The 24,046-nt window shown below is 55.3% G+C and carries 28 protein-coding genes and 1 tRNA gene; 15 read left to right on the top strand and 14 right to left on the bottom strand.

Going from position 1 to position 24,046, the window contains the following annotated elements; genetic code table 11:
- Window positions 1–8: 8 nt before the first annotated feature.
- Complete coding sequence (locus RHM55_RS22795; RefSeq protein ID WP_322178444.1) at window positions 9–245, top strand: thioredoxin family protein; 237 nt, start codon at window positions 9–11, stop codon at window positions 243–245.
- An 81-nt stretch (window positions 246–326) separates the two neighbouring features.
- On the opposite strand, the gene RHM55_RS22790 is transcribed toward RHM55_RS22795, so the two are convergent.
- From RHM55_RS22790 to RHM55_RS22775, 4 genes are all read right to left on the bottom strand, one after another.
- Window positions 327–815: a hypothetical protein gene (locus RHM55_RS22790; protein WP_322178443.1), complete on the bottom strand. Its 489-nt coding sequence runs from the start codon at window positions 813–815 to the stop codon at window positions 327–329.
- The gene (locus tag RHM55_RS22785) at window positions 808–1,317 is read right to left on the bottom strand and encodes a DUF6957 family protein (RefSeq protein ID WP_322178442.1); all 510 of its coding nucleotides are present in this window, start codon (window positions 1,315–1,317) and stop codon (window positions 808–810) included. The genes RHM55_RS22790 and RHM55_RS22785 overlap by 8 nt, the downstream gene beginning before the upstream one ends.
- A gap of 5 nt (window positions 1,318–1,322) precedes the next feature.
- Window positions 1,323–1,727 (bottom strand): DUF6957 family protein, encoded by a 405-nt coding sequence (locus RHM55_RS22780; RefSeq protein WP_322178441.1) that lies wholly within the window; start codon window positions 1,725–1,727, stop codon window positions 1,323–1,325.
- Between the two features lie 1,118 nt (window positions 1,728–2,845).
- On the bottom strand, window positions 2,846–3,574 hold the full coding sequence (locus tag RHM55_RS22775) for a metallophosphoesterase (protein WP_322178440.1): 729 nt from the start codon (window positions 3,572–3,574) through the stop codon (window positions 2,846–2,848).
- A 157-nt stretch (window positions 3,575–3,731) separates the two neighbouring features.
- Here RHM55_RS22775 and RHM55_RS22770 point away from each other — a divergent pair, with 157 nt between their 5' ends.
- The gene (locus RHM55_RS22770) at window positions 3,732–4,253 is read left to right on the top strand and encodes an XRE family transcriptional regulator (protein WP_322178439.1); all 522 of its coding nucleotides are present in this window, start codon (window positions 3,732–3,734) and stop codon (window positions 4,251–4,253) included.
- 165 nt (window positions 4,254–4,418) lie between these two features.
- Here the strand turns inward: RHM55_RS22770 and RHM55_RS22765 are convergent, their stop codons facing one another.
- Window positions 4,419–4,907 (bottom strand): hypothetical protein, encoded by a 489-nt coding sequence (locus RHM55_RS22765; protein WP_322178438.1) that lies wholly within the window; start codon window positions 4,905–4,907, stop codon window positions 4,419–4,421.
- Between the two features lie 413 nt (window positions 4,908–5,320).
- On the opposite strand from RHM55_RS22765, the gene RHM55_RS22760 reads away from it, so the two are divergent.
- Window positions 5,321–5,887 carry an SLATT domain-containing protein gene (locus RHM55_RS22760; protein ID WP_322178437.1) on the top strand — a complete coding sequence of 189 codons (567 nt, stop codon included), beginning with the start codon at window positions 5,321–5,323 and terminating at the stop codon, window positions 5,885–5,887.
- The gene (locus RHM55_RS22755) at window positions 5,884–7,248 is read left to right on the top strand and encodes a reverse transcriptase domain-containing protein (RefSeq protein ID WP_322178436.1); all 1,365 of its coding nucleotides are present in this window, start codon (window positions 5,884–5,886) and stop codon (window positions 7,246–7,248) included. Before RHM55_RS22760 ends, RHM55_RS22755 begins: the two co-directional genes overlap by 4 nt.
- Before the next feature lie 76 nt (window positions 7,249–7,324).
- Here the strand turns inward: RHM55_RS22755 and RHM55_RS22750 are convergent, their stop codons facing one another.
- From RHM55_RS22750 to RHM55_RS22740, 3 genes are all read right to left on the bottom strand, one after another.
- Window positions 7,325–7,825, bottom strand: a complete 501-nt coding sequence (locus tag RHM55_RS22750; RefSeq protein ID WP_322178435.1) for a 3'-5' exonuclease — start codon at window positions 7,823–7,825, stop codon at window positions 7,325–7,327.
- A 195-nt stretch (window positions 7,826–8,020) separates the two neighbouring features.
- Window positions 8,021–8,848, bottom strand: a complete 828-nt coding sequence (locus tag RHM55_RS22745; RefSeq protein ID WP_322178434.1) for a restriction endonuclease — start codon at window positions 8,846–8,848, stop codon at window positions 8,021–8,023.
- Window positions 8,849–9,591: 743 nt separating this feature from the next.
- Window positions 9,592–9,682 (bottom strand) — tRNA-Ser (locus tag RHM55_RS22740).
- A 240-nt stretch (window positions 9,683–9,922) separates the two neighbouring features.
- On the opposite strand from RHM55_RS22740, the gene RHM55_RS22735 reads away from it, so the two are divergent.
- The 7 genes from RHM55_RS22735 (at window position 9,923) to RHM55_RS22705 (ending at window position 14,172) form a co-directional block, all read left to right on the top strand.
- Window positions 9,923–10,597 carry a Bax inhibitor-1/YccA family protein gene (locus RHM55_RS22735; protein WP_322178433.1) on the top strand — a complete coding sequence of 225 codons (675 nt, stop codon included), beginning with the start codon at window positions 9,923–9,925 and terminating at the stop codon, window positions 10,595–10,597.
- 93 nt (window positions 10,598–10,690) lie between these two features.
- Entirely contained in the window at window positions 10,691–11,083 is a 393-nt protein-coding gene (gene tusD / locus RHM55_RS22730; protein ID WP_322178432.1) for a sulfurtransferase complex subunit TusD, read from the top strand.
- Window position 11,084: 1 nt separating this feature from the next.
- Window positions 11,085–11,447, top strand: coding sequence for a sulfurtransferase complex subunit TusC (gene tusC, locus RHM55_RS22725; RefSeq protein WP_322178431.1), 363 nt, complete (start codon window positions 11,085–11,087; stop codon window positions 11,445–11,447).
- The gene (tusB, locus tag RHM55_RS22720) at window positions 11,447–11,746 is read left to right on the top strand and encodes a sulfurtransferase complex subunit TusB (protein ID WP_322178430.1); all 300 of its coding nucleotides are present in this window, start codon (window positions 11,447–11,449) and stop codon (window positions 11,744–11,746) included. The genes tusC and tusB overlap by 1 nt, the downstream gene beginning before the upstream one ends.
- Entirely contained in the window at window positions 11,743–12,078 is a 336-nt protein-coding gene (locus tag RHM55_RS22715; RefSeq protein ID WP_322178429.1) for a TusE/DsrC/DsvC family sulfur relay protein, read from the top strand. The genes tusB and RHM55_RS22715 overlap by 4 nt, the downstream gene beginning before the upstream one ends.
- Window positions 12,075–13,076: a glycosyl transferase family protein gene (locus RHM55_RS22710; protein WP_322178428.1), complete on the top strand. Its 1,002-nt coding sequence runs from the start codon at window positions 12,075–12,077 to the stop codon at window positions 13,074–13,076. The genes RHM55_RS22715 and RHM55_RS22710 overlap by 4 nt, the downstream gene beginning before the upstream one ends.
- 88 nt (window positions 13,077–13,164) lie before the next feature.
- A complete protein-coding gene (locus RHM55_RS22705; RefSeq protein ID WP_322178427.1) occupies window positions 13,165–14,172 on the top strand; it encodes a glutathione S-transferase family protein in 1,008 nt (335 codons plus the stop codon).
- A gap of 73 nt (window positions 14,173–14,245) precedes the next feature.
- On the opposite strand, the gene cysG is transcribed toward RHM55_RS22705, so the two are convergent.
- The 6 genes from cysG to ftsK are packed head-to-tail and all read right to left on the bottom strand — an operon-like array spanning window position 14,246 to window position 21,766.
- Entirely contained in the window at window positions 14,246–15,640 is a 1,395-nt protein-coding gene (cysG, locus tag RHM55_RS22700; RefSeq protein ID WP_322178426.1) for a siroheme synthase CysG, read from the bottom strand.
- Window positions 15,641–16,921, bottom strand: coding sequence for a serine--tRNA ligase (serS, locus tag RHM55_RS22695; RefSeq protein ID WP_322178425.1), 1,281 nt, complete (start codon window positions 16,919–16,921; stop codon window positions 15,641–15,643).
- Window positions 16,922–16,937: 16 nt separating this feature from the next.
- On the bottom strand, window positions 16,938–17,312 hold the full coding sequence (crcB, locus tag RHM55_RS22690; RefSeq protein WP_219064433.1) for a fluoride efflux transporter CrcB: 375 nt from the start codon (window positions 17,310–17,312) through the stop codon (window positions 16,938–16,940).
- The gene (locus RHM55_RS22685; protein WP_322178424.1) at window positions 17,312–18,634 is read right to left on the bottom strand and encodes a replication-associated recombination protein A; all 1,323 of its coding nucleotides are present in this window, start codon (window positions 18,632–18,634) and stop codon (window positions 17,312–17,314) included. Before RHM55_RS22685 ends, crcB begins: the two co-directional genes overlap by 1 nt.
- A gap of 19 nt (window positions 18,635–18,653) precedes the next feature.
- Window positions 18,654–19,277 (bottom strand): outer membrane lipoprotein chaperone LolA, encoded by a 624-nt coding sequence (gene lolA, locus RHM55_RS22680; protein ID WP_322178423.1) that lies wholly within the window; start codon window positions 19,275–19,277, stop codon window positions 18,654–18,656.
- Window positions 19,278–19,333: 56 nt separating this feature from the next.
- Complete coding sequence (gene ftsK, locus RHM55_RS22675) at window positions 19,334–21,766, bottom strand: DNA translocase FtsK (RefSeq protein ID WP_322178422.1); 2,433 nt, start codon at window positions 21,764–21,766, stop codon at window positions 19,334–19,336.
- Window positions 21,767–22,005: 239 nt separating this feature from the next.
- On the opposite strand from ftsK, the gene RHM55_RS22670 reads away from it, so the two are divergent.
- From RHM55_RS22670 to infA, 4 genes are all read left to right on the top strand, one after another.
- Window positions 22,006–22,179: a hypothetical protein gene (locus RHM55_RS22670; protein ID WP_322178421.1), complete on the top strand. Its 174-nt coding sequence runs from the start codon at window positions 22,006–22,008 to the stop codon at window positions 22,177–22,179.
- 4 nt (window positions 22,180–22,183) lie between these two features.
- Window positions 22,184–22,876, top strand: a complete 693-nt coding sequence (gene aat / locus RHM55_RS22665; RefSeq protein WP_322178420.1) for a leucyl/phenylalanyl-tRNA--protein transferase — start codon at window positions 22,184–22,186, stop codon at window positions 22,874–22,876.
- Between the two features lie 44 nt (window positions 22,877–22,920).
- A complete protein-coding gene (locus RHM55_RS22660; protein WP_322178419.1) occupies window positions 22,921–23,628 on the top strand; it encodes an arginyltransferase in 708 nt (235 codons plus the stop codon).
- A gap of 100 nt (window positions 23,629–23,728) precedes the next feature.
- Complete coding sequence (infA, locus tag RHM55_RS22655; protein ID WP_322178418.1) at window positions 23,729–23,947, top strand: translation initiation factor IF-1; 219 nt, start codon at window positions 23,729–23,731, stop codon at window positions 23,945–23,947.
- Window positions 23,948–24,046 lie beyond the last annotated feature (99 nt).

Genomic DNA, 24,046 nt, shown 5'->3' with positions numbered 1-24,046 from the left:
AGGTTTTTATGAAAGACATCAAGGTTCTGGGCACCGGTTGTGCAAAATGCAAATCGACAGTAGCTATCATCGAACAGGTGGCGAGTGCGAAAGGCGTCCCCGTAAAGCTGGAAAAAATCGAAGACATGCAACAGATCGTCAGCTACGGGGTAATGTCCACGCCCAGCGTCGTGATTGATGGAAAGGTGGTTCACTCAGGGGGCATCCCGACCCGTGACAAAGTCGAACAGTGGCTCAGCGCTTAGATAGGCAGCCTCTGGACGTCCAGCCACACTCTGTGTTGAGAGGCCCAACTGTGCCCGCCTCAAACAATTACAGGCTTCGGGCTAGGGACTCGGCCCGTCAAGTCTCAGAGCCCTAGGGGAAATAGCGATGCCTAAGTTGGTTATGCCCTTGTCCGACAATAACGCGGCGTTTCTTTCGGCGGCAGTCGCTGCGGCGGCTCCAGCAGGGTCAGGAGACCACGTGATGTGAGCGGGACAAAGTACGCTAAACCATCGCTCACCAATCAACTCTCCGGTCTCACCGCAAACCTCGCAGATCATCAATGAGGACTCGACGGCTTTGTCCACCTGTTCCCGGCAAACCTTGTCCCCACCACCGTAAATGAATCGGAGCTCGCCCCATTTTTCCTTTATGCGTACCACCCTGACCGCCGGAAGCTCGGGATGCGCATCGCGATGACCTTGGAGCGCCTTGCAGAGGTCATCCAGAAGTGGCGACCAACCTGGCAAACAACCAATTTCACGAAGCAGCGGGTCGCCCAAAATCGCAGGATAGCGTTTTCGCAATATCGGTAATAGATCGTCAGTCATAACCTCTCCAGAGTTCAGCCCCGCACTTCTGTGCCAGAGCAAAAACTTCAGCAACACCGGCCTGTTTCCGGGCCCCACGTCCCCCGAGGATATAAATCATGTCCTCTGTCTCAAAAAAGCAGTCTTCGTGACTGCGCTGAAAACCCGATAGAACGCCATGCGATGTATCACCCTGCGCATCAACCGCGTAGATAATTGTATTGGCATAAAGCACTGTTGAGATCAGTCCGTCATTTTTAACTAACTGAGCGTGCCGGTCAGTTAGCATGACGTCGATGAGCATCCAAACTTTCACAATGCAGAATGATCGACCCGGAAAAGTTTCAGACGTCGCCCGTATGAGCTGTTCGTCACTGAGCGCTGAACCGCTCAATATCCAAGCTGGCCCGAATAAAAGCTCGCCTATTAATTCATCTTCCAAAATCTTTCCTATTGGTTCGCAAAAACAGTGATTTCCGCCATGAAAGCTTGTGGTGATTGACGTCGTGTTGAGGTCACTCAACACGCTCACTCGACTATCGCCAAGACCGTTTTAGGACTTGCCTTCTTTTGCAGGCCGGCGCCCATAAGCAAGTAGATCGTGTTCCGCGTTTCGAACACGTACCCCAGTGAGAAAGCACGTTGAAAAGTGCTGCGTACCCAGTCTCCTGATGATCGTTTACCTGCACTGTGAAGGACTACATTTGCCGCGTATAAGACGTGAGGCGAGAATCCATCGGCCTCCAGCGCATCACGATAATCGTCAGAAACTTCGACCTCTATGAGTATCCAGTTTTTCACCAAACAATAAGCTTTCCCGAAGGAGCGGAGGATTGCTTCGGCTTCCGCCTGTACTTGATCGTCTTCAAAACCTAAAGCAGGCTCACCAGCACCGAACAATAATTCCGTCACTTCCTGCAATTCACTAGTCATAACTGTGCATCCTTCTTCACGAAAAAGTAACGCAAATCAGCTTCCGCTTGCTTACCGTAAACACCGTCGCGGCACGACTGCATAAGAGTCAATGAGATAGTTTTTGACGAGTGCTTCTGTACTCATTAAATCAACTGCATCCCTGTTCAGCATCGCTTCACGGGCCTGTTGCTGCGAGTTGCGCACCATAGCGGCAAGGGGAGCACGCTGATCCAAATAGCTCGGCTGATTAAGTACTTCTGATGGATCAATCGAAACGCACCATCAACTACAGTCAGTGTCTTTAAGGCTTTGATCTGAACCGTAACTTCACAATCAATATCCCCATTGTGTTTAGGCATCCAAGACACCGTTTTTCCTCTCCAACCTCAACAAATAACGGCCTACAAATTTAATGAAGCACGCCTTCAAATCGAGGACTCCCGCCCTCCAGCGCCCAGTCGCATACCACGTACCTGCTGCCGCCAATGGTCTCAAATAGCTTGTAGCCCCCATGATCGGTACAACTGATCAGCGTGGAAGTACGAATAGTCGCACCGTCTTCGAATCGTCCTCGGCTCTCCCGAAAAACGATGCCTACCAGACATCCAATAGCAGCATCTGAGATTACGCAAGAAAGGTAGCCCGTGATCGGCACCTTAAAATTGGTGTTGATGGCACGCTGGACGCTTGCCGGCATACCGACCGCTTTCGTCTCTACCGGGGACTGGTGGGTCTCTAACAACTTAAAATATCTAGGCATTATTGAACCGAACAAAAGGGGCCGATGGCGCCGTTCTCAAACCACCAGTGAGCTATCACGTAAAGCCCACCGCCCTCGGCTTGGACGACCAGGTAACCATCGCGGTAATAGCGCTTTTCGATGGGAGGTGTGTGCGCAGGAAGTCCTTCAGGAAACCGATTCCTATGGTCACAAAACATCAAACCCGTCATACGGGGCGGCCGCTCAAGCGCACAGGCTAGAAACCCAACGATGTCGTAGTCTGGTATGGCTTTTCTGGCGTTCAATATCACAGTAGGCAGACGTGAAAAACGGAAGTCGGCAAGCGTCGCTCCGTACGTTTTGATCATGTACCTGCTATACATCGGATCATTTCGATTAATCACAGAAAAGGTTATTAAATCTGCACCTCAAAACCAGCCTGAAAGCCAGTTTCTTCCCCTGGATAACCTCGTGGATTTGAGATCAGTCTGCACCCGGTGAGCTCGATATCAACAGCTCGATGCGTGTGTCCAAATACCCACATATCCGCCTTTTCTATCAGGTTTGGCCAATGGTTTGAATAGGCTGCATTTAGGTGGCCATCAGTCATATCGCCAGCAACTGATGGTGTTGGCGCGTGGTGAGTAATGACCACGGTCTTACCGTCAAAAGGCTTTTCAAGCTCTTGGCTTAACCATTCGTACGCCGCCTTATTTCGACTTGAGACATCATCTGGCCGAAGACGACGGTAAGAAGTATCTGCTCGAATGACTCGGAAATCGTTCATGCACTCAGCAGCTGTTCGTGAGGCAGCTACAACGTCCCCGGTGGAGGTGAAATCAGTCCACCCAGTCGTGCCGAGGAAACGAATTTGCTGCCAAACAAAAACCTCGTTTTCAAGAATGTGTACGTGAGGTGCCGCAGCGTCTCTCATTTTTTGGAGCGTGCGGTCAATGTGGCCTTTGTAAAATTCGTGGTTTCCACATACGTAAATTAGAGGGCACGAAAATGTCTGGTTCGCCCATGTCACCCCTCTGGCGTGAATGTCGATGTCACCGGCCAGGATGACTAAGTCGGCGTCCGTTGGGAGTGGGGTGAACTGGGAAAACTCATTATGCAAGTCCGACAAAATATAGAGTTTCATGGCCCCCCGCTAAGCTTCGATTTAGACCTATATTGATTGGCATGCCGCTGAGAAACGCGGTCATCCATGGGGGCGCGTCACCTAGCACAAGTAAATTGATCGCCGACCCAGAATAATCCGGACGGGGAATATATACCGTCGCTCCGGATTGATCAACATGGCTCTATCCTCGCTTTTCCGAGGGATGCTGATGTCACTGAGCAAAGGTTTAGCAGCGGCGCTAAAAGCTGCGCGATCGGTCAGAGCCCTTTCTCAGCAAGATCTCGGGAACGCAGGTGATCGTAAGCACCTCTGGCTAATGGAAAACGCGAAATCTTCACCGACCCTGAACAAGTTTGATGAGCTGTCCCGCGCCCTCAAGCTCGACCCGGTTACGCTTCTCGCGCTCTGCGTTGCTGCCCGAGACAGAATTTCGCCGGCTGACGCGCTTGTCCGGGCGCAAAGGGAGATCGATGAGTTCGAGCAGTTGGGAGGCATCGAGAAGCTGCTACGCAACTTCGAGGGTGATGGGCAGAGTTCGCGCGCTGAAGAGAGAGCGCACAAACTTGCTGCGGTTCAAGAGTGCAAACGCCAAGGGCTGAGCCAGAAAGCCACGATCGAGAAGCTCGGGATTCCGAGGTCGACGGTGAGCGATATGTGGAAAGTAGAAAGCCTGGGTGAGCAATCCCGCCGGCCGTGATTGGCGGCGAAACAGTCAATGAACATCCCCTGCCCGCTTATCTTGAAGCGACCCCGCACAAAAGCAGGCATGCCTTGGTGAACCTGGCGACCATTGAACAACTCAACCCGGCGCAGCTTAAGGATCGGGGTGCCGGCGGCGCGAGACGCTCCGAATTGCGCTACGTCAGTTCCCGAATCCTAACTGAGTCAGTTGGGACTTAAGGAAGCTTTCCTTCAGTACTCTCGGGAAAGACACCGCAAGTTTCCACATCACGTAGATGAATCCTACAGGGACAATAATGCCCAGCCATCCACCCATCAGCAGCCCCACAAAGCTCAGCGGAATAAAGAGCAGGGCCAGCATACCGGCGCTCAACCGCATCTTGCCGATCCACATCTTGAATCCATTCTCCTCATAGATTTTCTGGCCATCTGACTTTTTGATTGCAAAAAGAATGTAGCCCAGCCGACCAAGTTTCACGAAGTAAAAATCACCCTCAATGCCCGGTCGCATGTACGACTCGATGAGCTGCCCTACTCCGACTTTTTTGACGAGCTTGGTGCTGCCGTCTTTTTCGGCAATGCGCAGATAGGTGTATTCGCTGCCATCTGGCTTGTTTGACGATGGGCCGACCACTTCCAGCTTACCGCTGACAACACTGACATCCGACATACGTAGACGTTAGCCCCCTCTCACTGAGGTACCTCGATTCAGATCTGAATGACTATGTGCAGCCGCCACTGCACCCGCAAACCGCCAAAAACGGGTCGAAACGATTCAGCCCGTCCAGGCACTAAAAGCCCAGGGGGTTCAGTCAGGAAGATGTGGCGACACAGCTGGAGATTTCGACGTCAACCATCGGACACCACTGGAATAGAAAGGTCGAGTAACTGGGTGGCTTCCACGCGTCATAATGGCACTGTAGAATCAGTCGCGAAGGGGTGGGTATTTCCTCTCGTGCGAACGAGGGCGGTTCTGATAATTAACAGCTTCGGCTGTTGGGTTTCGGCCCACTGATCCCTAAGGGATGTTCAACGGTACTCAAATCCCCCCGCCCCTTCACCAATTTCTATGGAGAGATGTGTGTGAAAAAGGACAGCGTCTGGTTCACTTACAAGGCACGCATTCAGGCTCACAAGCGCCTGGAGTGGCTGGACTTTCACTCGCAACTCTTGCTGGTATGGTACGCGATCCTTAGCACGGCGCTGGGGGTGCTAACCATCAGGCACAGCACTATCCTTGGCCCCGACACAGACATCATGGCGACGATTCTTTCGGTTGCCTTGCTCGGCATTTCGCTTGCGGTTGCGAACCGCGACTTTCGAGGCCGAGCAATGCTGATGCGCACCAACTATCTGGAGCTGCAGAAACTCCATCGGGGACTGCCTGATGGCTCACCGACCACCACATCCCCTGCGCCAACGCCGGCACAGGTCACCAGATATGACGAACTGTTGGCTGAATCGGAAAATCATCGGGAAATCGATGATCGGATCGCACGCGTTTTTGCCAGCGGCCTCACCACTCGAATGCCCACAGGCTTTGAATACTTTGCTGCCGTATTTTGGCTGACGATGCGATTACTGATCACAGCGTTGCTCTATGCACTCCCGGTACTGGCAGGCCTCTATTCTTTCTGGAACAAGCCATGAGCGCGGCGAGAAGCTTTAAAAAGGTATTTACCCGAAAGCGTCTCCAGGAAATCTACACCGATAAAATCAAAAACTCCGGGGCCATCGGCCTCGACCGCATGCGTCCGGCTAACCTCGATAAACAGTTAAGCGCGGAGCTTGATCACATCATTGAGAAGGTTCACCAGGGTGAATATCGCTTCACTGCCTACAAGGAAAAACTGATTCTCAAGGGGGCCTCGTCGCCGCCTCGGCAGATATCCATTCCAACCGCCAGAGACAGAATCGTCCTACGTGCGTTGTGCAATTGCCTATCTGACGTTTTCCCCATGGCGAAACTCACCCTCCCCCAGACCGTCATCGATTCCCTGAAAACTGCGCTCAATTCCGGCGTGTATGCCGAATACGCCAAAATTGATCTCAAAAGCTTCTACCCATCCATTCCTCACGAACTGGTCGCCGCCACAACGCGAAAAAAAATTCAGAAACCCGAGTTCAGACAGCTGATTACCGACGCGCTCACAACGCCCACGGTGCCTGAATCCAGGGGAGGTAAAGGAGCCGATCGTCCTACCGTCGGCGTTCCACAAGGCCTTGCGATTTCCAATGTGCTCGCAGAGATTGCGCTCCAAGGCATTGATACTCTCTTCGAGTCTCGGACTGGGATTTGGTACAAGCGTTACGTTGACGACATCCTGATCTTGGCACCGGCAGGGGTGGCGCGCTCAACCGCTAATGAGCTCATCGCGGAATTGAAAGCCTTGAAGCTCAATCCGCATGGCTTTGAACCGGGATCCAAGTCCAAGGTAGAAAGCCTAACCGACCCCTTTAGCTTTCTTGGGTACCAGATCGAGGGGAGCCAGGTGCTCATTCGCCACGAGAGCATTCTCAGATTTGAGTCATCGATCGCCAAAATTTTCACAGCATACCGGCACAAAATGGCAACAGCCCGACGTCCAGCTGATAAGGAGCGAGCTCTGGCCTACTGCCAGTGGAAGCTCAACCTGAGGATTACTGGCTGCATATTCAAGGGCAAACGCCTCGGTTGGGCTGCCTACTTCTGTCAGATCACCACGACCTCCCAGTTGCGTGCCATCAATCACACAGTCAGGAAGCTCAGAGACCGCTTTTGCCCAAGCGGTGAGATCCATCCGAAGTCTCTGATCAAGACCTTCTACGAGCTGCAGAGGGGCATGAAGGCTAATAATGGCTACATCCCGAATCTCGATGCTCTCACGATCAATCAGAAGCGCGAGAAACTTACCATGTGGCTCGGCAATGATGCGCTTAAGCTGAGTGACGCAGAGGTGGAGCGTCGATTTGAAATCAAAGCCAGCAAGGCTGTGCGGGAGCTAGAAGAGGATATCGCTCAAACCTCCTGACCGCCCAGTCGCTGCTCTTTTCTGTATTCCCGTATGTCGCCTTCAGATGCTTAGATGGTGGTGAACAAGGGCCCTGCTAGCGCCCTTTGACTGCTTTGCGTTTGATCCCATCTGAAGGGGGCGCAGGACGCGGGGTCACGACATTCCAATAGGGCTGATCCACCTTGATATAACGGCTTGCCTTCTCCGACGCAGGTACCTTTTCGTCCCAGGAAATGTACCAATAGCAGTAGGTTATGGCCCGAGTAATCGCGACGTAGGCTGTTCGCAGCGCCTCCTGCTGCTGTGCTCTGTCGTAACCGCAGGGCTCGCCCGGATTCGCCATACCAGCCTGGGCATAGAAATCGTTTCTCGAAGGCGATGAGGTGGTGACCTCACAATCCCCCAGCAAAAAGACCGCATCGGCCTGCAAGCCCTTCGAGGAGTGGTAGGTCAAAAACTTGATTTCCTTGCTTCGCTTGTCTTCACGCACTCGCTCAATGACGCGGCTTAGCTTTGTCTCAGCGTCTTTTTTGGTGTCGCGTTTACGGTAAAGCACCAGGATCGAGCGGCCGGCGTCGTAATGGTGTTCGACCATCTGGACTAGGTGTTCCCAGTCAAGTTCTCGAACCTCTACCGGTACCTGGTTGCCGATCACATGTTTATTGACTGCAACACCGTGCTTGTTTTCAAAACCAGGTGTCTGGTTTCTCTTCCTACGAGCTTATCGAACAAGTGGGTAACGTTGGCCGTCGGGTGTCTGACAGACCCAGCGAGTGCTCTGAAGCATGCATCAATCGAGGTTGCTGAAGAAGGTTGGTCTGCGATCCCAGGTTTCGAAATGATGCCTGCCGTCCCAATAAGCAATACGACCCCGATCATCTACCGTTCGCTTCGCGCGAAAGACGGTTCCGAAGTTTTTCACCGTGAGTATCTGGTCATTCAGGACAGGTACTTCGTGACCTTCAAGACCATGGTCATCCTGCCCAGTGATCTGCTTCGGAAGGCGCATGAGTAATGCCGCATGCAGGGTCTCCCTGAGGACGAGGGCAAAGACGTTCGAAATGGTGCTGTATCTACCATGCGCATGCACAACATGATTTCCATGGCCCGCATTGACGTCACGCAGCACCGACAGCAAGTTAGCGTCGGACACCAACATTGATTTGTCCCGGACGCCCCCTCCTTGGGCTTGATGACACCACTGGGCAACGTCGGTAGACGTCTTGAGCTCCAGCACCCCGGATGACCGATGCGCAAAGGTCACTGCGCTGGGAAGGTAACGAGAAGTCGTGACAAATATTCCGCGATCAACGCCATCGTTGGCAACAACGCCCCTCAACGCTGCGACAGCTTCGAGGCCTATAGGGCGGGATGGCGAATACCGCTTGGCTTGTACATAGGCGAGGGTGTCGCCCAGCGGGCCGCGTTGAAGCAATTTGACGTCAACACCTCCATCTCCCGAACCCGGGCCTACCTCCGCCTCAAAGCCCAGACTTTGAAAAATTCGATAGAGCAGGATTTCGAATTCGCGGTGGTGAAGGTTATACAACCGGTCGGGGTGAGCATGGAAATACTGATACAGCTCGGCATACAGGTCGCCGAAATCCTCGACGATCAAGCTGCACACCCACTTCCAGTGAAATACTCGTCGTAGGCCCGCTGCAGTGGCTCATTGTTGGCAAAAAAACTGAAGGAGTACCCATCGTTATCGTCGTAGAAGAAACCATGCGTGTCGGCAATCTCAGCGAATTGCTCTCGCAACCTGGGCTCTTAGTCTTCGTCTAAAAGTCGTGCAAGGTCGCAGCTGCTATGCAGGATGAAGACAACGGCGTCTTTTACCTAGCTCCCCATCGACGCGCTCCGCATAAGACTGAAAGCCGCTGTCGTGCCACAGGTCGGCCGCAATCGCCCATTCCTGTAAGGCGATTTGGGCATGCAGGATTCGCTGTTCCAATACCTTGTCCGGACTCCCCATCCAATGCTCCTTTTGAGATGTAACTGACGGGTGACTTCGGCACGCTCTTCCGACGCTCCGGAAAGACACAGGAAGCCCCGCACCGGTTCAGGGTACGAGTGAAACGGCAACCAAGCCTGCTTCAATAGATGGCTAAATCGGACATCGAATTCGGCGTAAAGCCCACTAGGGTCACCACTGGCGGGGCCCATCCGTAAGCATGCAGTTGAACACAAGCCCCTCGCAAGCACGCAACAGAATGCAGTAGCACGCATCCAGACGATTGCATCTTATGATGACGAGGTCGTTGAGGACTGTTCACCTCCAATCCAGCACACCTGCCAGACATATTGCAGGCATAAAAAAAGGGCCCAGATTATCTCTGAGCCCTTGATTTTACTGATGCGTGGCGGGAAACCAGGGATTCGAACCCTGGGAACGCTATTAACGTTCGCCGGTTTTCAAGACCGGTGCATTCAACCACTCTGCCAATTTCCCGGTTTTCATGTCGTGCGTCGCAAGGATGCAGCTGAGAAGTACATGAGATAAGAACCCATGGACCTGTTACAGTCGGCAGTTTTCAAGACTGCTGCCTTAAACCACTCGGCCACACCTCCGTTGCGTTGCGGGCGCCATAATACCCGAATGAAACACACTGTCAAACTCTCTTCATAACTAGCGGCAAAGCGTCTGTTATGATCTTTGCGTCTTAACATTTCAATCACCAGGAGTTGCGCCATGCGCGAACAGGATTACGCAGTGAACAACGGCGTGCAGGCCGAGCAGCTAGAGGTTAGCCGCGTCCTGCGCAATACATATGGTCTTCTGGCTATCACCCTTGCTTTCAGCGGTTTGATGGCTTTTATCGCTCAGCAGAATCACGTTCGTTACCCGAACGTATTCGTTGTGCTGATCGGTTTTTATGGCCTTTTCTTTCTTACCAATAAATTACGCGACTCGGCGTGGGGCTTGGTATCGACCTTCGCTCTGACCGGTTTCATGGGTTACCTGCTGGGCCCGATTCTCAACCGTTACCTGGGAATGCAGGGCGGTGCTGAGGTTGTCAGTTCCGCGTTTGCGATGACCGCGCTGGTATTCGGTGGTTTGTCCGCCTACGTGCTGATCACCCGCAAGGACATGAGCTTCCTCGGTGGTTTCATCACTGCTGGCTTCTTCGTCCTGCTGGGCGCGGTGCTGGCCAGCATGTTCTTCCAGATCAGCGGGCTGCAATTGGCGATCAGCGCAGGTTTCGTGCTGTTCTCCTCCGTTTGCATCCTGTTCCAGACCAGCGCCATCATCCAGGGCGGCGAACGTAACTACATCATGGCGACCATCAGCCTGTATGTATCGATCTACAACCTGTTCGTCAGCCTGTTGCAGCTGTTTGGCCTGATGGGTGGCAGCAGAAACTGATTCTCTGTTGAGCTTCAACAAAAAGCCCGCTTAGCGGGCTTTTTGCTGTCTGACTCTATTATCATTGCCCAAGATTCGTTGACTGAGCCGACCATGAAGTTCTCCATTGCCCTTTTTTCTGCGGCCCATGAGCCCTCCTCCCGCCGCGCCCTCCTGTTTGCGCAGGCGGTGCTGGCTGGCGGCCATGAGATTGTCCGGCTGTTTTTCTATCAGGAAGGCGTGCACATCGCGTCGGGCAATATCGTCACGCCTCAGGATGAGCAAGATCTGCCACGCCAATGGCGCGAGTTCGTCACCCACCATCAGCTCGACGGTGTCGTGTGCATCGCCGCCGCCTTGCGACGTGGCGTGCTTAATAAAGAAGAAGCTCAACGCTATCAGCGACCAGCAGCCAATGTCTCAGCGCCGTGGGAGTTGTCGGGGCTAGGCCAACTGCATGATGCGGTGCAGGCAGCCGACCGACTGATCTGCTTCGGAGGACCTTGAGATGCCAGCATCACTATTAATTATCAGCCGTCAGGCGCCTTGGTCCGGCCCGGGCGCGCGGGAAGCGCTGGATATCGTATTAGCGGGCGGCGCGTTCGATTTGCCCATCGGATTACTGTTTCTCGATGATGGCGTGCTGCAGCTTTTGCCCGAGCAACAGGCTGCTCAAGTGCAACAGAAGGACTTGACGGCCAATTTGAAGGCATTGTCACTGTTCGGTGTAGAGGACATTTTTGCCTGCAACGACAGCCTGGTAGAACGCGGAATTCCCCCTAAGGAGTTAAATTTGGATACGCTGCAGCTACTTCAGGCGTCAGAAATTTCCGCGATTATTGACCGTTACGACCAGGTGATAACGCTCTGATGTCGACCTTGCATGTTTTGTCTCACTCCCCTTTTGCAGACAGCCGCCTGACCAGCTGTCTGCGCGTGCTCGGCCCGGACGACGCCATCCTGCTCTGCGGTGACGCGACGTATGCCTTGCGCCCTGATTCCGCGCCGCGCCGCGCATTGGAGAAACAAATAGAGTCGCTAAAGCTGTTCGTGCTTGAAGAGGACATCCTGGCGCGTAACCTTGAGATTCCGCACGGGGTCGAAAGCGTCGATTACCCAGGGTTCGTCGCATTATCGATCTGCTTCGACAAGGTCAACACTTGGCTATGAAACAGCTGACGATTGCCGAACACAGCATTGCACTGGACAAGGATGGTTTCCTGGTAGACCTGAACGACTGGTCAGAAGAGGTTGCAACAGCCTTGGCCTTGCGGGAAGAAATCACCCTCAGCCCGGAACACTGGGAGATTCTGCAACTGCTGCGGGCTTTTTATACCGAGTTCCAGCTGTCGCCCGCGACTCGCCCGCTGATCAAATACACGGCGTTGAAGCTAGGCCCTGAAAAGGGCAACAGCATGCACCTCAATCGCCTGTTCAATGGCACCCCCGCCAAACTCGCCGCTAAGCTGGCGGGCCTGCCCAAACCGACGAATTGCATATGACCGAATTTGCCCCGCTGATCACAGAAACACCTGCCGAACATCCGTTCGCCCAGTTCGTGCGCATCCTGGGCAAGGGCAAACGGGGCGCCCGCGACCTTACTCGCGTAGAAGCGCGTGAAGCCATGGGCATGCTGCTCGATGAGAAAGTCGAAGACACCCAGCTTGGCGCCTTTCTGATGCTGTTGCGGCACAAGGAAGAAAGCGCGGAGGAACTGGCAGGCTTCACCGAGGCGGTACGTGAACGCTTGCAGACCCCGGCATTGCACGTCGATATCGACTGGCCGACTTACGCCGGCAAGAAGCGCCATCTGCCGTGGTACTTGCTTGCGGCCAAGTGCCTGGCGCAAAACGGTGTGCGCGTGTTGATGCATGGTGGCGGCGCGCATACCGCAGGGCGCCTGTACAGCGAACAACTGCTAGACCTGCTGGGCATCCCGCTGTGCCGCAACTGGCAGGAGGTCGGTACGGCGCTCGAGCAACACAACCTGGCGTTCATCCCGCTAGGGGATTGGGCGCCGCAGTTGCAGCGAATGATCGACCTACGCAACATCCTCGGCCTGCGCTCCCCTATCCACTCACTGGCACGAGCCCTCAATCCTCTGGGCGCTCGTTGCGGCCTGCAAAGTATCTTCCATCCCGGTTATCAGGGCATGCACCGCGAAGCCAGTGGTTTGCTGGGTGACAACGCCATCGTGATCAAGGGCGATGGCGGTGAAGTCGAAATAAACCCGGACACCATCAGTCACCTTTACGGCACTACAGCCGGGCAAAGCTGGGATGAGGAGTGGCCTGCGCTGTCACCAAGACGCCATGTCAAACCGGCCACGCTCGACCCGACACAGTTAACGGCACTCTGGAGAGGTGAAGTCGAAGACAGCTACCCGCAGCTGGCCTTGATTTCGACCATTGCTCTGGCCTTGCGCGGCCTTGGAACCCCACGCGATGCCGCCTTCGAATTGGCTCAGCAGTACTGGGATAATCGCGACAGATCTATTTAATCGATCATAGTCGCCCATGCTTTGCACTATTCGTTCGAACCAATGCAATTAGACTGGCCTCCAATGCAAAAGAGCTTAGGAGTCAGACATGGGCCTTCTGGTCGACGGACGCTGGCATGATCAGTGGTACGAAAGCAGCAAAGACGGCGCCTTCCAGCGTGAAAACGCGCAACGCCGTCACTGGATCACCGCTGACGGCCAACCCGGCCCCAGCGGTGAAGGTGGCTTTGCAGCACACGCTGGCCGCTATCACCTCTACGTTTCCCTCGCCTGCCCATGGGCCCATCGCACACTGATTCTGCGCAAACTCAAAGGTCTGGAAAGCTTGATCGACGTGTCCGTGGTCAGTTGGCTGATGCTGGAAAATGGCTGGACCTTCGATAAACAAAAGGGCTCCAGCGGTGACAAGCTTGATGGCCTGGACTTTCTTTATCAGCGCTACACCGCCGATGACGCCGCCTACACTGGCCGCGTGACCGTGCCATTGCTGTGGGATAAACAGCAACAACGTATCGTCAGCAATGAGTCGTCCGAGATCATCCGCATGTTCAACTCGGCGTTCGATGGCCTGACCGGTGATCGCCTGGATTTCTACCCTGAACCGCTGCAACAGCAGATTGATCGATTGAATGATCGGATCTACCCAGCAGTCAATAATGGCGTTTACCGCGCAGGCTTCGCCACTTCGCAAGGCGCTTACGAGCAAGCATTCGATGGATTGTTTGCAGAACTGGATTGGCTGGAGGTGCTGCTTGGCGAGAAACGTTACCTGGCCGGTGAGTACCTGACCGAGGCCGATGTACGCCTGTTCACCACCCTCGCTCGCTTCGACGCGGTGTATTACAGCCACTTCAAATGCAACCTGCGCCGCATTGCCGATTATCCGAACCTGAGTAACTGGTTACGCGAGTTGTATCAGTGGCCGGGCATCGCTGAGACGGTGGACTTTGAGCACATCAAGGGTCACTACTATGCGAGCCACCGGACCATCAACCCGACCGGGATCGTACCTAAAGGACCAGCGCTGCACCTCCACGCCAGCCATGACCGCGAACGGCTTACAGGCCGTGGAATCTGGCACAAAACTGGAGTTTGAGGATAAGGCATGAGGTGCTGCCTTGATCACCCGTAAACCCGGATCATCAAGGCATGCACTTAAAGCAGATGCGCTAGAGCTGTCCTTGAGCGCCTTCGAACCACGCCAGTTTTTCTCGCAACTGGACCACTTCGCCGACGATCACCAGCGTTGGCGCATGCACTTCATGCTCAGCGACCAGTTGTGACAAGTTGGCCAATGTGCCAGTGAATACCCGTTGATTCGAGGTGGTGCCCTGCTGAATCAGCGCTGCAGGCGTGTCCGGGGAACGGCCATGCTGGATCAACTGTTCACAAATAATCGGCAAGCCGACCAGGCCCATGTAAAACACCAATGTCTGCGCCGGTGAGACCAGATCGCTCCAGGGAAGGTCCGTGGTGCCGTCTTTCAAATGCCCGGTAACAAAGCGCACTGATTGCGCGTAATCACGGTGGGTCAGCGGAATACCGGCATAGGCTGCGCAACCGCTGGCAGCAGTAATGCCTGGCACCACCTGAAACGGAATACCGTGGGCCGCCAGCTCTTCGATCTCTTCGCCACCACGCCCGAAGATGAACGGATCGCCGCCTTTGAGACGCAGTACACGCTTGCCTTGCTTGGCCAGAACAACCAACTGCTGATTGATCTGATCCTGCGGCAAAGCGTGATCGGCACGCTGTTTACCGACATAGACTCGCTCGGCATCGCGCCGGCAAAGTTCCAGAATCGCCGGCGCCACCAGGCGGTCGTAAAGCACCACATCGGCTTGCTGCATCAGACGTAAAGCGCGGAAGGTCAGCAAATCCGGATCGCCCGGCCCTGCGCCCACCAGATACACCTCGCCGGGTGCGCTGGGCGCCTCACCATTGATTTTAGCAATCAGCAGACGCTCGGCTTCAGCGCCCTGCCCGGCCAACTGGCGATCAGCGACAGGTCCCTGAAACACCTCTTCCCAAAATGCCCGGCGCTGCTGAACATCGGGGAACAGGTTTTTCACCTGACTGCGGAATCGCGCCGCCAAGCCGGCCAATTGGCCATACGTCGAGGGAATCCAGGTTTCAAGCTTGGCGCGAATCAACCGCGCCAGCACCGGCGCATCACCGCCACTGGACACCGCAATCACCAACGGTGAACGGTCAACGATTGCAGGGAATATAACGCTGCACAACGCAGGCGAATCCACCACGTTGACCGGCACACAACGCTGCCGGGCATCTTGCGACACCTGAGCGTTAAGCGGCTCGTCATCGGTGGCGGCGATGATCAGCACGCACCCCACAAGGTCGCCTTGGGCATAGCCACGTAAAATTAGTTCGCCGCCGCTGCGCTCCACCAACTCGCACAATTGCGCTTCTATCTCGGGCGCAACCACCCGCAATAACGCACCGGCATCAGCGAGCAAGCGTGATTTGCGCAAGGCAATTTCACCCCCGCCGACCACCAGCACGCGACTGCCACGCAGGTTATGGAACAGCGGCAGGAATTCCATTTAGCCTATAACCTCAAGCCCACCCATGTAGGGTTTGAGTACTTCAGGAACACGGATAGAACCGTCGGCCTGCTGATAGTTTTCCAATACGGCGACCAGCGCCCGACCTACAGCCAGACCGGAACCGTTCAGGGTGTGAACCAATTCTGGCTTACCGGTTTCCGGATTACGCCAGCGCGCTTGCATACGTCGCGCCTGGAAATCGCCACAGTTGGAGCACGAGGAAATTTCGCGGTATTTGTCCTGGCTTGGGATCCAGACTTCAAGGTCGTACGTCTTCACCGCACTGAAGCCCATATCACCGGTGCACAAGGCCAGTACGCGGTAAGGCAGTTCCAGCAGTTGCAGAACGCGCTCAGCGTTGCCGGTGAGTGTTTCCAGTGCCGCTTGCGACTGGCCAGGCTCTACGATCTGAACCATTTCGACTTTATCGAACTGGTGCTGACGAATCATCCCGCGTGTATCGCGACCCGATGCACCGGCCTCGCTGCGAAAGCATGGGGTATGCGCAACAAACTTCAGCGGTAATTGCTTTGGATCGAGAATTTCGCCAGCAACGATATTGGTCAGCGACACTTCCGCAGTCGGGATCAAGTACAGATCCGCCTCGCCTTCGCGAGTGATCTTGAACAGGTCTTCCTCGAACTTCGGCAACTGGCCTGTGCCCTGCAACGCGGGTGCCTGTACCAGGTACGGGGTGTAAGCCTCTTCGTAGCCGTGATCGGTGACGTGCAGGTTGATCATGAACTGCGCCAATGCACGATGCATGCGAGCAATAGGGCCCCGCAACAACGCGAAGCGGGCGCCAGACAACTTGGCGGCGGTTTCGAAATCCAGCCAGCCGTACTTTTCGCCAAGCTCGACGTGGTCCTTGACCTCGAAGTCAAACACGGTAGGTGTGCCCCAACGACGAACTTCAACGTTGTCGTCTTCATCCGCGCCGACTGGAACCGATTCGTGTGGCAGGTTCGGCATGCTCAGCAGCATCCCGTCCAGCTCGGCCTGAATATTATCCAGTTCGACTTTACCGGTGCTCAGTTCGTCAGCCATACGCTCGACGTCGGCCATCAACGGCGCGATGTCTTCGCCGCGCTGCTTGGCCTGACCGATGGATTTGGAGCGGGCATTACGCTCGGCCTGCAACTGTTCTGTGCGGGTCTGGACGGTCTTGCGCTGGTTTTCCAGCGCTTCGATGCGGGCCACGTCCAGGGTAAAACCACGGGACGCCAGGCGATCCGCTACGTCCTGAAGTTGGGTACGTAACAGTTTGGAATCGAGCATATCGTTCTCTCGTCTATCAAAGTTTGGTCAAGGACAGGCCAGCCCACGTCGCGAGCAGCCCGCCGAATACGGTGATTGCCGCGTAGCCCAGTGCCAGCGGCACCTGCCCGCTTTCCAGCAAGCGCAGCGTATCCAGTGAAAAAGATGAAAATGTCGTCAGGCCACCCAAAAAACCTACCATCAGGCCTGCACGAAGCTCGATCGGTACTTCGGGACGCAACAGGAACAGTCCGTACAGATAACCAATCAGCAAGCAGCCGACGATGTTAACGGCCAATGTTGCGGTGTAGAAGTGTCGCGGCCAGTTCGCCGAGATCCAGCTGGCGGTGGCGAAGCGCAATAATGTACCAGCGATACCCCCGGCGGATACTGCAAGAATCAATCGAATCACTACTTTCTCCGCTTACGTGGGCTTGCTTTGTCCAGTGCCGCCAGGTGATTAAGCTTTTCTCCGATCTTCAGCTCAAGGCCACGCGGTACCGGCTGGTAGTACTGGCGCGGCTCAAGATCGTCCGGAAAGTAGTCTTCGCCAGCGGCATAAGCGTCGGGCTCATCGTGGGCGTAACGGTATTCTTCGCCATAGCCCAGCTGCTTCATCAGCTTGGTCGGCGCATTACGCAGGTGCAGCGGAACCTCCAGCGAACCATGTTCGGTCGCTTCGCGCATCGCTGCCTTGAAGCCCATGTACACGGCGTTACTTTTTGGCGCGCAGGCCAGATAAACGATGGCCTGTGCCACCGCCAGCTCACCCTCGGGGCTGCCCAGACGCTCCTGCACATCCCACGCCGACAGGCATAACGTAAGCGCCCGAGGGTCAGCATTGCCGATGTCTTCACTGGCCATGCGCACAACACGGCGCGCCAGGTACAACGGATCGCAACCGCCATCGATCATCCGCGCGAACCAGTACAACGCCGCGTCAGGGTTGGAACCGCGAATCGACTTATGCAGCGCTGAAATCTGATCGTAAAACGCTTCGCCGCCCTTATCGAACCGACGACGACTGTCGCCAAGCAGGCTTTGCAGCAGCTCGACACTGATCTCGGTGCCATCTTCGGCGAGGTCGGAAGCGTTCTCCAGCAGGTTGAGCAAACGCCGGCCGTCACCATCAGCCGCAGCCAGGAGCATCTTGAAACCTTCGTCGCTCAGGCTCAGTTGATGTTTGCCCAGACCACGCTCTTCCGTCAGTGCACGCTGCACCAGTTTGTACAACGCCGCTTCGTCGAGGCTTTTCAGGACATAAACCCGCGCACGGGAAAGCAAGGCGTTGTTCAGTTCAAAAGACGGATTCTCAGTGGTCGCGCCGATAAAAATCAGAGTGCCGTCTTCTACGTAAGGCAGGAAGGCGTCCTGCTGCGACTTGTTGAAACGATGCACTTCGTCGACGAACAGAATGGTTCGGCGACCGTATTGCCCCGCCTGCTGCTTGGCAATCTCGACGGCTTGACGGATTTCCTTGACCCCGGCCAACACTGCCGAGACCGTTTCGAAATGCGCATCCGAGACTTTCGCCAACAGCCGTGCCAGCGTGGTTTTACCCACGCCCGGCGGCCCCCAGAAGATCATCGAATGCAAAGCGCCCTGCTCAAGCGCCTCACGCAGAGGCTTGCCATGAGCGAGCAGATGTTCCTGACCGACGTATTCATCCAGATTGGCCGCACGCAAGCGCGCGGCCAAGGGCTGAGCTATCGGATCGCTACGAAACAAGTCCATGGGCCGCGGTTAAAACCTCTTATTCCTGAATGACATCAGCGCCTTTCGGGATATTGAATTTGAATTTGCCGGCAACAATCGGCTCGTTGGCTTTCACGCCCGTGAACAGGATATTGGTGCGCTGGCCGACGCTGTCAATCAACTGCATGTCATTGATGACGCCATTGCGAAAAGACAGCCGCAGGCTGTCGAACAGTGTGTCCTTGGTCTTGGGTTTGAGCACAAAGTCGATCACGCCGCCGGCTTCCTTCGCGCTGATGTCAAAGCTTTCGCTGATCTTGGACACATCACCGGACAACAGCAATGCAGGGGTCTGGGTCAGCCGCTGGTCGAGGGTCTTGATTGTCACCTGTTCCAGATCCGGGTCCCACAACGAGACTTTTTTCCCGTCGGATACCATCAACTGTTCCTGAGGCGCGTCTGTATGCCAATAGAACAGGCCTGGACGCTGCAACGCCATGTCACCGGCTGTTTCCTGCAATTGGGTACCGCCGCCGTCCAGTGTCAATTGAGAAAACCGGGCGGTCAGGGTTTGTGATTTTTCAAGCAACTGAGTGAGTCGCGCGACATCTTTGCTATCGGCATAGGCCGGGATAGCGGAAAAAGCCAGTGCAGATACCAACAGCATGCGGATAAGACGCATGGGAGTCCTCATTGAATTCAGTGGAGCCCAGACAGCGCACTGTCGCGCTGTCTGGGTTAGTCGCGCATTGGGCTCGGTGCGATGACCTCACGCGAGCCGTTGGTGTTCATGGACGTCACAACGCCCGCCATTTCCATTGCTTCGATCATTCGGGCGGCGCGGTTGTAACCGATCTTCAGCTTGCGCTGCACCGCGGAAATGGAAGCGCGGCGGCTTTCCAGGACGAAACGTACCGCTTCGTCATACAGAGCATCGCTTTCGCTGTCATCCGAGCCTTCGCTGCCGCCATCAAAGCCACTACCGGGCTCTTCAACGCCCGCAAGGATGTCTTCGTTGTAGTCAGGTGAGCCACGCAACTTCCAGGCCTCCACGACGCGGTGGACCTCTTCGTCAGACACAAAAGCACCATGGACACGAATGGGCAGACTGGTACCCGGCGGCATGTACAGCATGTCACCGTGACCGAGCAGTTGTTCGGCGCCGCCCTGATCGATGATGGTCCGCGAATCGATCTTGCTCGATACCTGAAACGCCATGCGAGTAGGAATGTTGGCCTTGATCAAACCAGTGATCACGTCCACCGATGGCCGCTGGGTCGCGAGAATCAAGTGAATACCAGCTGCCCGGGCTTTCTGGGCGATTCGGGCGATCAGCTCTTCGACCTTTTTGCCGACGATCATCATCATGTCGGCGAATTCGTCGACCACTACCACGATGGTCGGCAATTTGGTCAGCAGCGGCGCTATGTCGTGCATGCTTTCGCGTTTGTACAACGGATCTTCGAGCGGCGTCCCGGCGTCTTGAGCTTCTTTGACCTTGTGATTGAAACCCGACAGGTTACGCACCCCCATCTTCGCCATCAGTTTGTAACGCCGCTCCATCTCGGCGACGCTCCAGCGCAGGGCGTTGGCCGCGTCCTTCATGTCGGTGACGACAGGGCACAGCAGATGCGGAATGCCTTCGTAGATCGACAGCTCAAGCATTTTCGGGTCGATCATGATCAGTTTGGCGTCTTCCGGCCCCGACTTGAACAGGATCGACAGGATCATCGCGTTGACCCCCACCGACTTACCGGAACCGGTAGTACCGGCCACCAGCAGGTGCGGCATCTTCGCCAAGTCGGTAATCACCGGCCTGCCGCCAATGTCATGCCCCAGGGCCAGAGTGACCGGGGACTTGGCGTCATCGAATTCCGGAGTGGACAACACCTCGGAGAAGCGCACGATCTGCCGGTCTTCGTTAGGAATCTCGATGCCGACGGTGGTCTTGCCCGGGATGACTTCAACCACACGCACACTGGTCACGGCCAGCGAACGCGCCAGATCCTTGGCCAGGTTGGAGATTCGACTGACCTTGACCCCGGCGGCGGGCTGAATTTCGTAGCGCGTGATCACCGGTCCCGGATGAATGGAGTCAACGGTGACTTCCACACCAAACTCTTTGAGTTTGATTTCCAGAAGATGACCGACGGCAGCCAGCGATTCGGGGGAGTAGTTGAGCTTTTTCTTCTCTGCCGGATCAAGGATCGAAATCGGCGGCAAGGTACCTTCCACCGCGCTGTCGATGAACAATGGCGCCTGTTTCTCTTTCTGCACGCGCTTGCTCGGCTCCACCACTTTGGCCGGCGCCGGAGCAATCACCGCGGGTACGTGATTTGCGCGCTCGGTCATGTGTTTGCTGAGGGCTTGTTCGCGCTCGATCAAACGCTCTTTGGCCTTGGCCTGCTCCCGGCGATCAGGGGCGACAGGCGCCACCACTTCACTGACACGGGTATCAACCTCACGCAGTTGCGCAACCATCTGCTTGCGCTCGCCACGGGCCGTCCACCAGCGATTGGCCGCGCCCTGAAACAACTCGAACAGGTCAAGCGTGATCTTGCCGGTGACATCCATCACCTTGAACCACGAAAGATCGGTAAAAACCGTCAGGCCAAACAGAAACAGCGCAATGAACATCAGGGTGCTGCCCTGGATATTCAACGCGTTTTTTGCCAGATCGCCCAGACTTTCGCCCAGCGCACCACCGGCCGATGCTGGCAGGCCCGCAGTGAAGTGAAAGTGGATATGGGCCAAGGCCGCACCAGACAATACCAGGAAGACCAGGCCGATCAGGCGCCAGGAGAACAACCAACCGCTCCACTGCCACGGCTCATGACGCTGACGAAAGATTTGATACGTCTTGACCGCCAACAACAGCGGGAAGATGTACGCAAAATAACCCAACACCATGAACAATATGTCAGCCGAGAATGCGCCAGCGCGCCCCGCAGCATTCTGCACCTGCCGGGCACTACTGGTATGGCTCCAACCGGGGTCGGCCTGATCGTAGGTCAATAACGCCATCATCAGATACAGGCACAGGGCGCCGATAGCGATCAGCGCACCTTCCTTGAGCCGGTAGTGCAACTGTTGACGCCAGAGCGGAATGGAACTGGATGCTACGGTGGATTTCTTCAAAACGCTTCTTTTCCTGCGCCTTAGCGCGAACATCTGATGATTGACTACGAAATACTGCTGTCTAGCGTTCGGTAAAAATGAAACAAATGGATACGCTTATCTACAACTCGGCTAATCACTTGAAAAAACACCAATAAGGGCGGCATTGTACGGGTTTGCACCGCCGTTGCCACGCTAGTCTGGCTTGCGTGTAGCATATCTTCAAGCGCCGGACGAACGACTCAATTTGAGCATGCATTGTCTTTCGTGACAAAGGCTTATGGAGTGTTTTTATGAACGACATCAAACATCCGGATCGTGCCGTGTCGCACACTCAAGCCATTGATTGCATCGTTTGGCTACACACATCGGCCTCAGGTTTCGTCAACGGGACCGTCTACGACCACACCGACGCCATAGAGTTGCAGCCGTCGAGTGTACCGCCCTCCCCCTTCGATAAGTCTTGATACCATGCTGACTTGGTTACAACGTAACGACCTGACCTTTCCTCCACTGGAAAAAGCCATGCGTGAGCCGAACGGCTTGCTGGCCGCAGGCGGTGATCTATCCGCCGACCGCTTGATTCAGGCTTATCGTCATGGCTGCTTTCCCTGGTTTCAGGAGGGACAGCCGATCCTGTGGTGGTCACCAGATCCGCGCACGGTATTATTTCCCGAGGAACTGCACATTTCTCGCAGCTTGGGCAAAGTGTTGCGCCAGGGGCGCTACCAGGTGACCTTTGATCAGGATTTCACAGCCGTCATTCAAGCGTGCGCCGCGCCGCGCGATTACGCCGATGGCACCTGGATCACCGACTCGATGCAATCGGCCTACCTTGAACTGCATCGACGCGGCTATGCCCACAGCGTGGAGGTTTGGGAGCAGGATGCCTTGGTCGGAGGCCTTTATGGCTTGGCAATAGGCCAGTTGTTTTTTGGCGAGTCCATGTTCAGTCGGGCGGACAACGCCTCGAAAGTCGGCTTTGCCACGCTGGTCGAGCGCCTGAAGGCGTGGGGTTTCGTACTGATCGACTGCCAGATGCCAACCGAACATCTGCACAGCTTCGGCGCCAGAGCGATTACCCGCACCACATTTGCCGACTACCTTCGCCAGCACCTGGATCAACCTAATATCGCCGACTGGCTGCCTAGGCGAGTTTCATAGCCTGACATACACTCTTAACTAGAGATTTTATCCGAGGGTTGATCATGACAGAGCTGGCGCGGCTTAAGTTTTATGCCACTCAACCCCATTCCTGCAGCTATTTGCCTGAGGAACAAGCGACGACGCTGTTTCTGGACCCTAGCCAGCCGATGGATGTTCAGGTGTACGCCGATCTTTCCGACATGGGTTTTCGCCGCAGCGGAGACCATCTTTACCGGCCTCACTGCCAGAATTGCAGCGCGTGCGTTCCTGCTCGCATTCCTGTGGGACTGTTTGTTCCAGATCGTCAGCAAAAGCGCATTTTCAAGCGCAATGCCGATCTGCAGGTGACCCCGACTCAGCCACGATTCAGCGAAGAGTACTTCGACCTGTATCAGCGCTATATCGAGCAGCGGCATGCTGATGGCGACATGTACCCCCCTAGTCGTGACCAGTTTTCAACATTTCTGGTACGCGACCTGCCTTTCTCGACATTCTACGAATTTCGCCTCGACGAACGCCTCTTGGCAGTCGCCGTTACTGACCTTTTACCCACCGGCCTTTCGGCGGTTTATACATTCTATGAACCAGGCGAAGAGCGCCGCAGTCTGGGCCGCTACGCGATTCTCTGGCAGATCGCCGAGGCGGCCAGATTGCAGCTCCATGCGGTCTACCTGGGCTACTGGATAAAGAACTGTAAAAAGATGAATTACAAAACCCAATATCGGCCCATTGAGCTGCTTACGAACCAGAGATGGGTCACTCTTTATTGAAGCGCTTGGCTTAACCCCTATTTTTCGGGCACAATGCACGCCGCTTTTGCCTGGAGCAGTTGCACCAGGCCACTCATCGGATACCGAGGCCTTTTACTACATGGCGAAAGAAGAAGCTTTTGAACTGGAAGGCACGGTCGTCGACACCCTGCCCAACACCATGTTCCGTGTGGAGTTGGAAAATGGGCACATTGTCACCGCGCATATTTCCGGCAAAATGCGTAAGAATTACATCCGTATTCTTACCGGCGACAAGGTCCGCGTCGAGTTGACGCCCTACGACTTGAGCAAAGGGCGTATCACTTACCGCGCCCGCTAACAGGTCTTAACAAAAACGCCCGGCCTGTGCCGGGCGTTTTTGTGTGAGCGGGATTTGGCTTCCCGCACTGTCGCGCAACACAGATTTCGCCCATGAAAA

It is taken from the genome of Pseudomonas sp. MH9.2 (assembly GCF_034353875.1).
GTDB lineage: Bacteria > Pseudomonadota > Gammaproteobacteria > Pseudomonadales > Pseudomonadaceae > Aquipseudomonas.
This window is presented reverse-complemented; position numbering and strand designations above follow the sequence as displayed.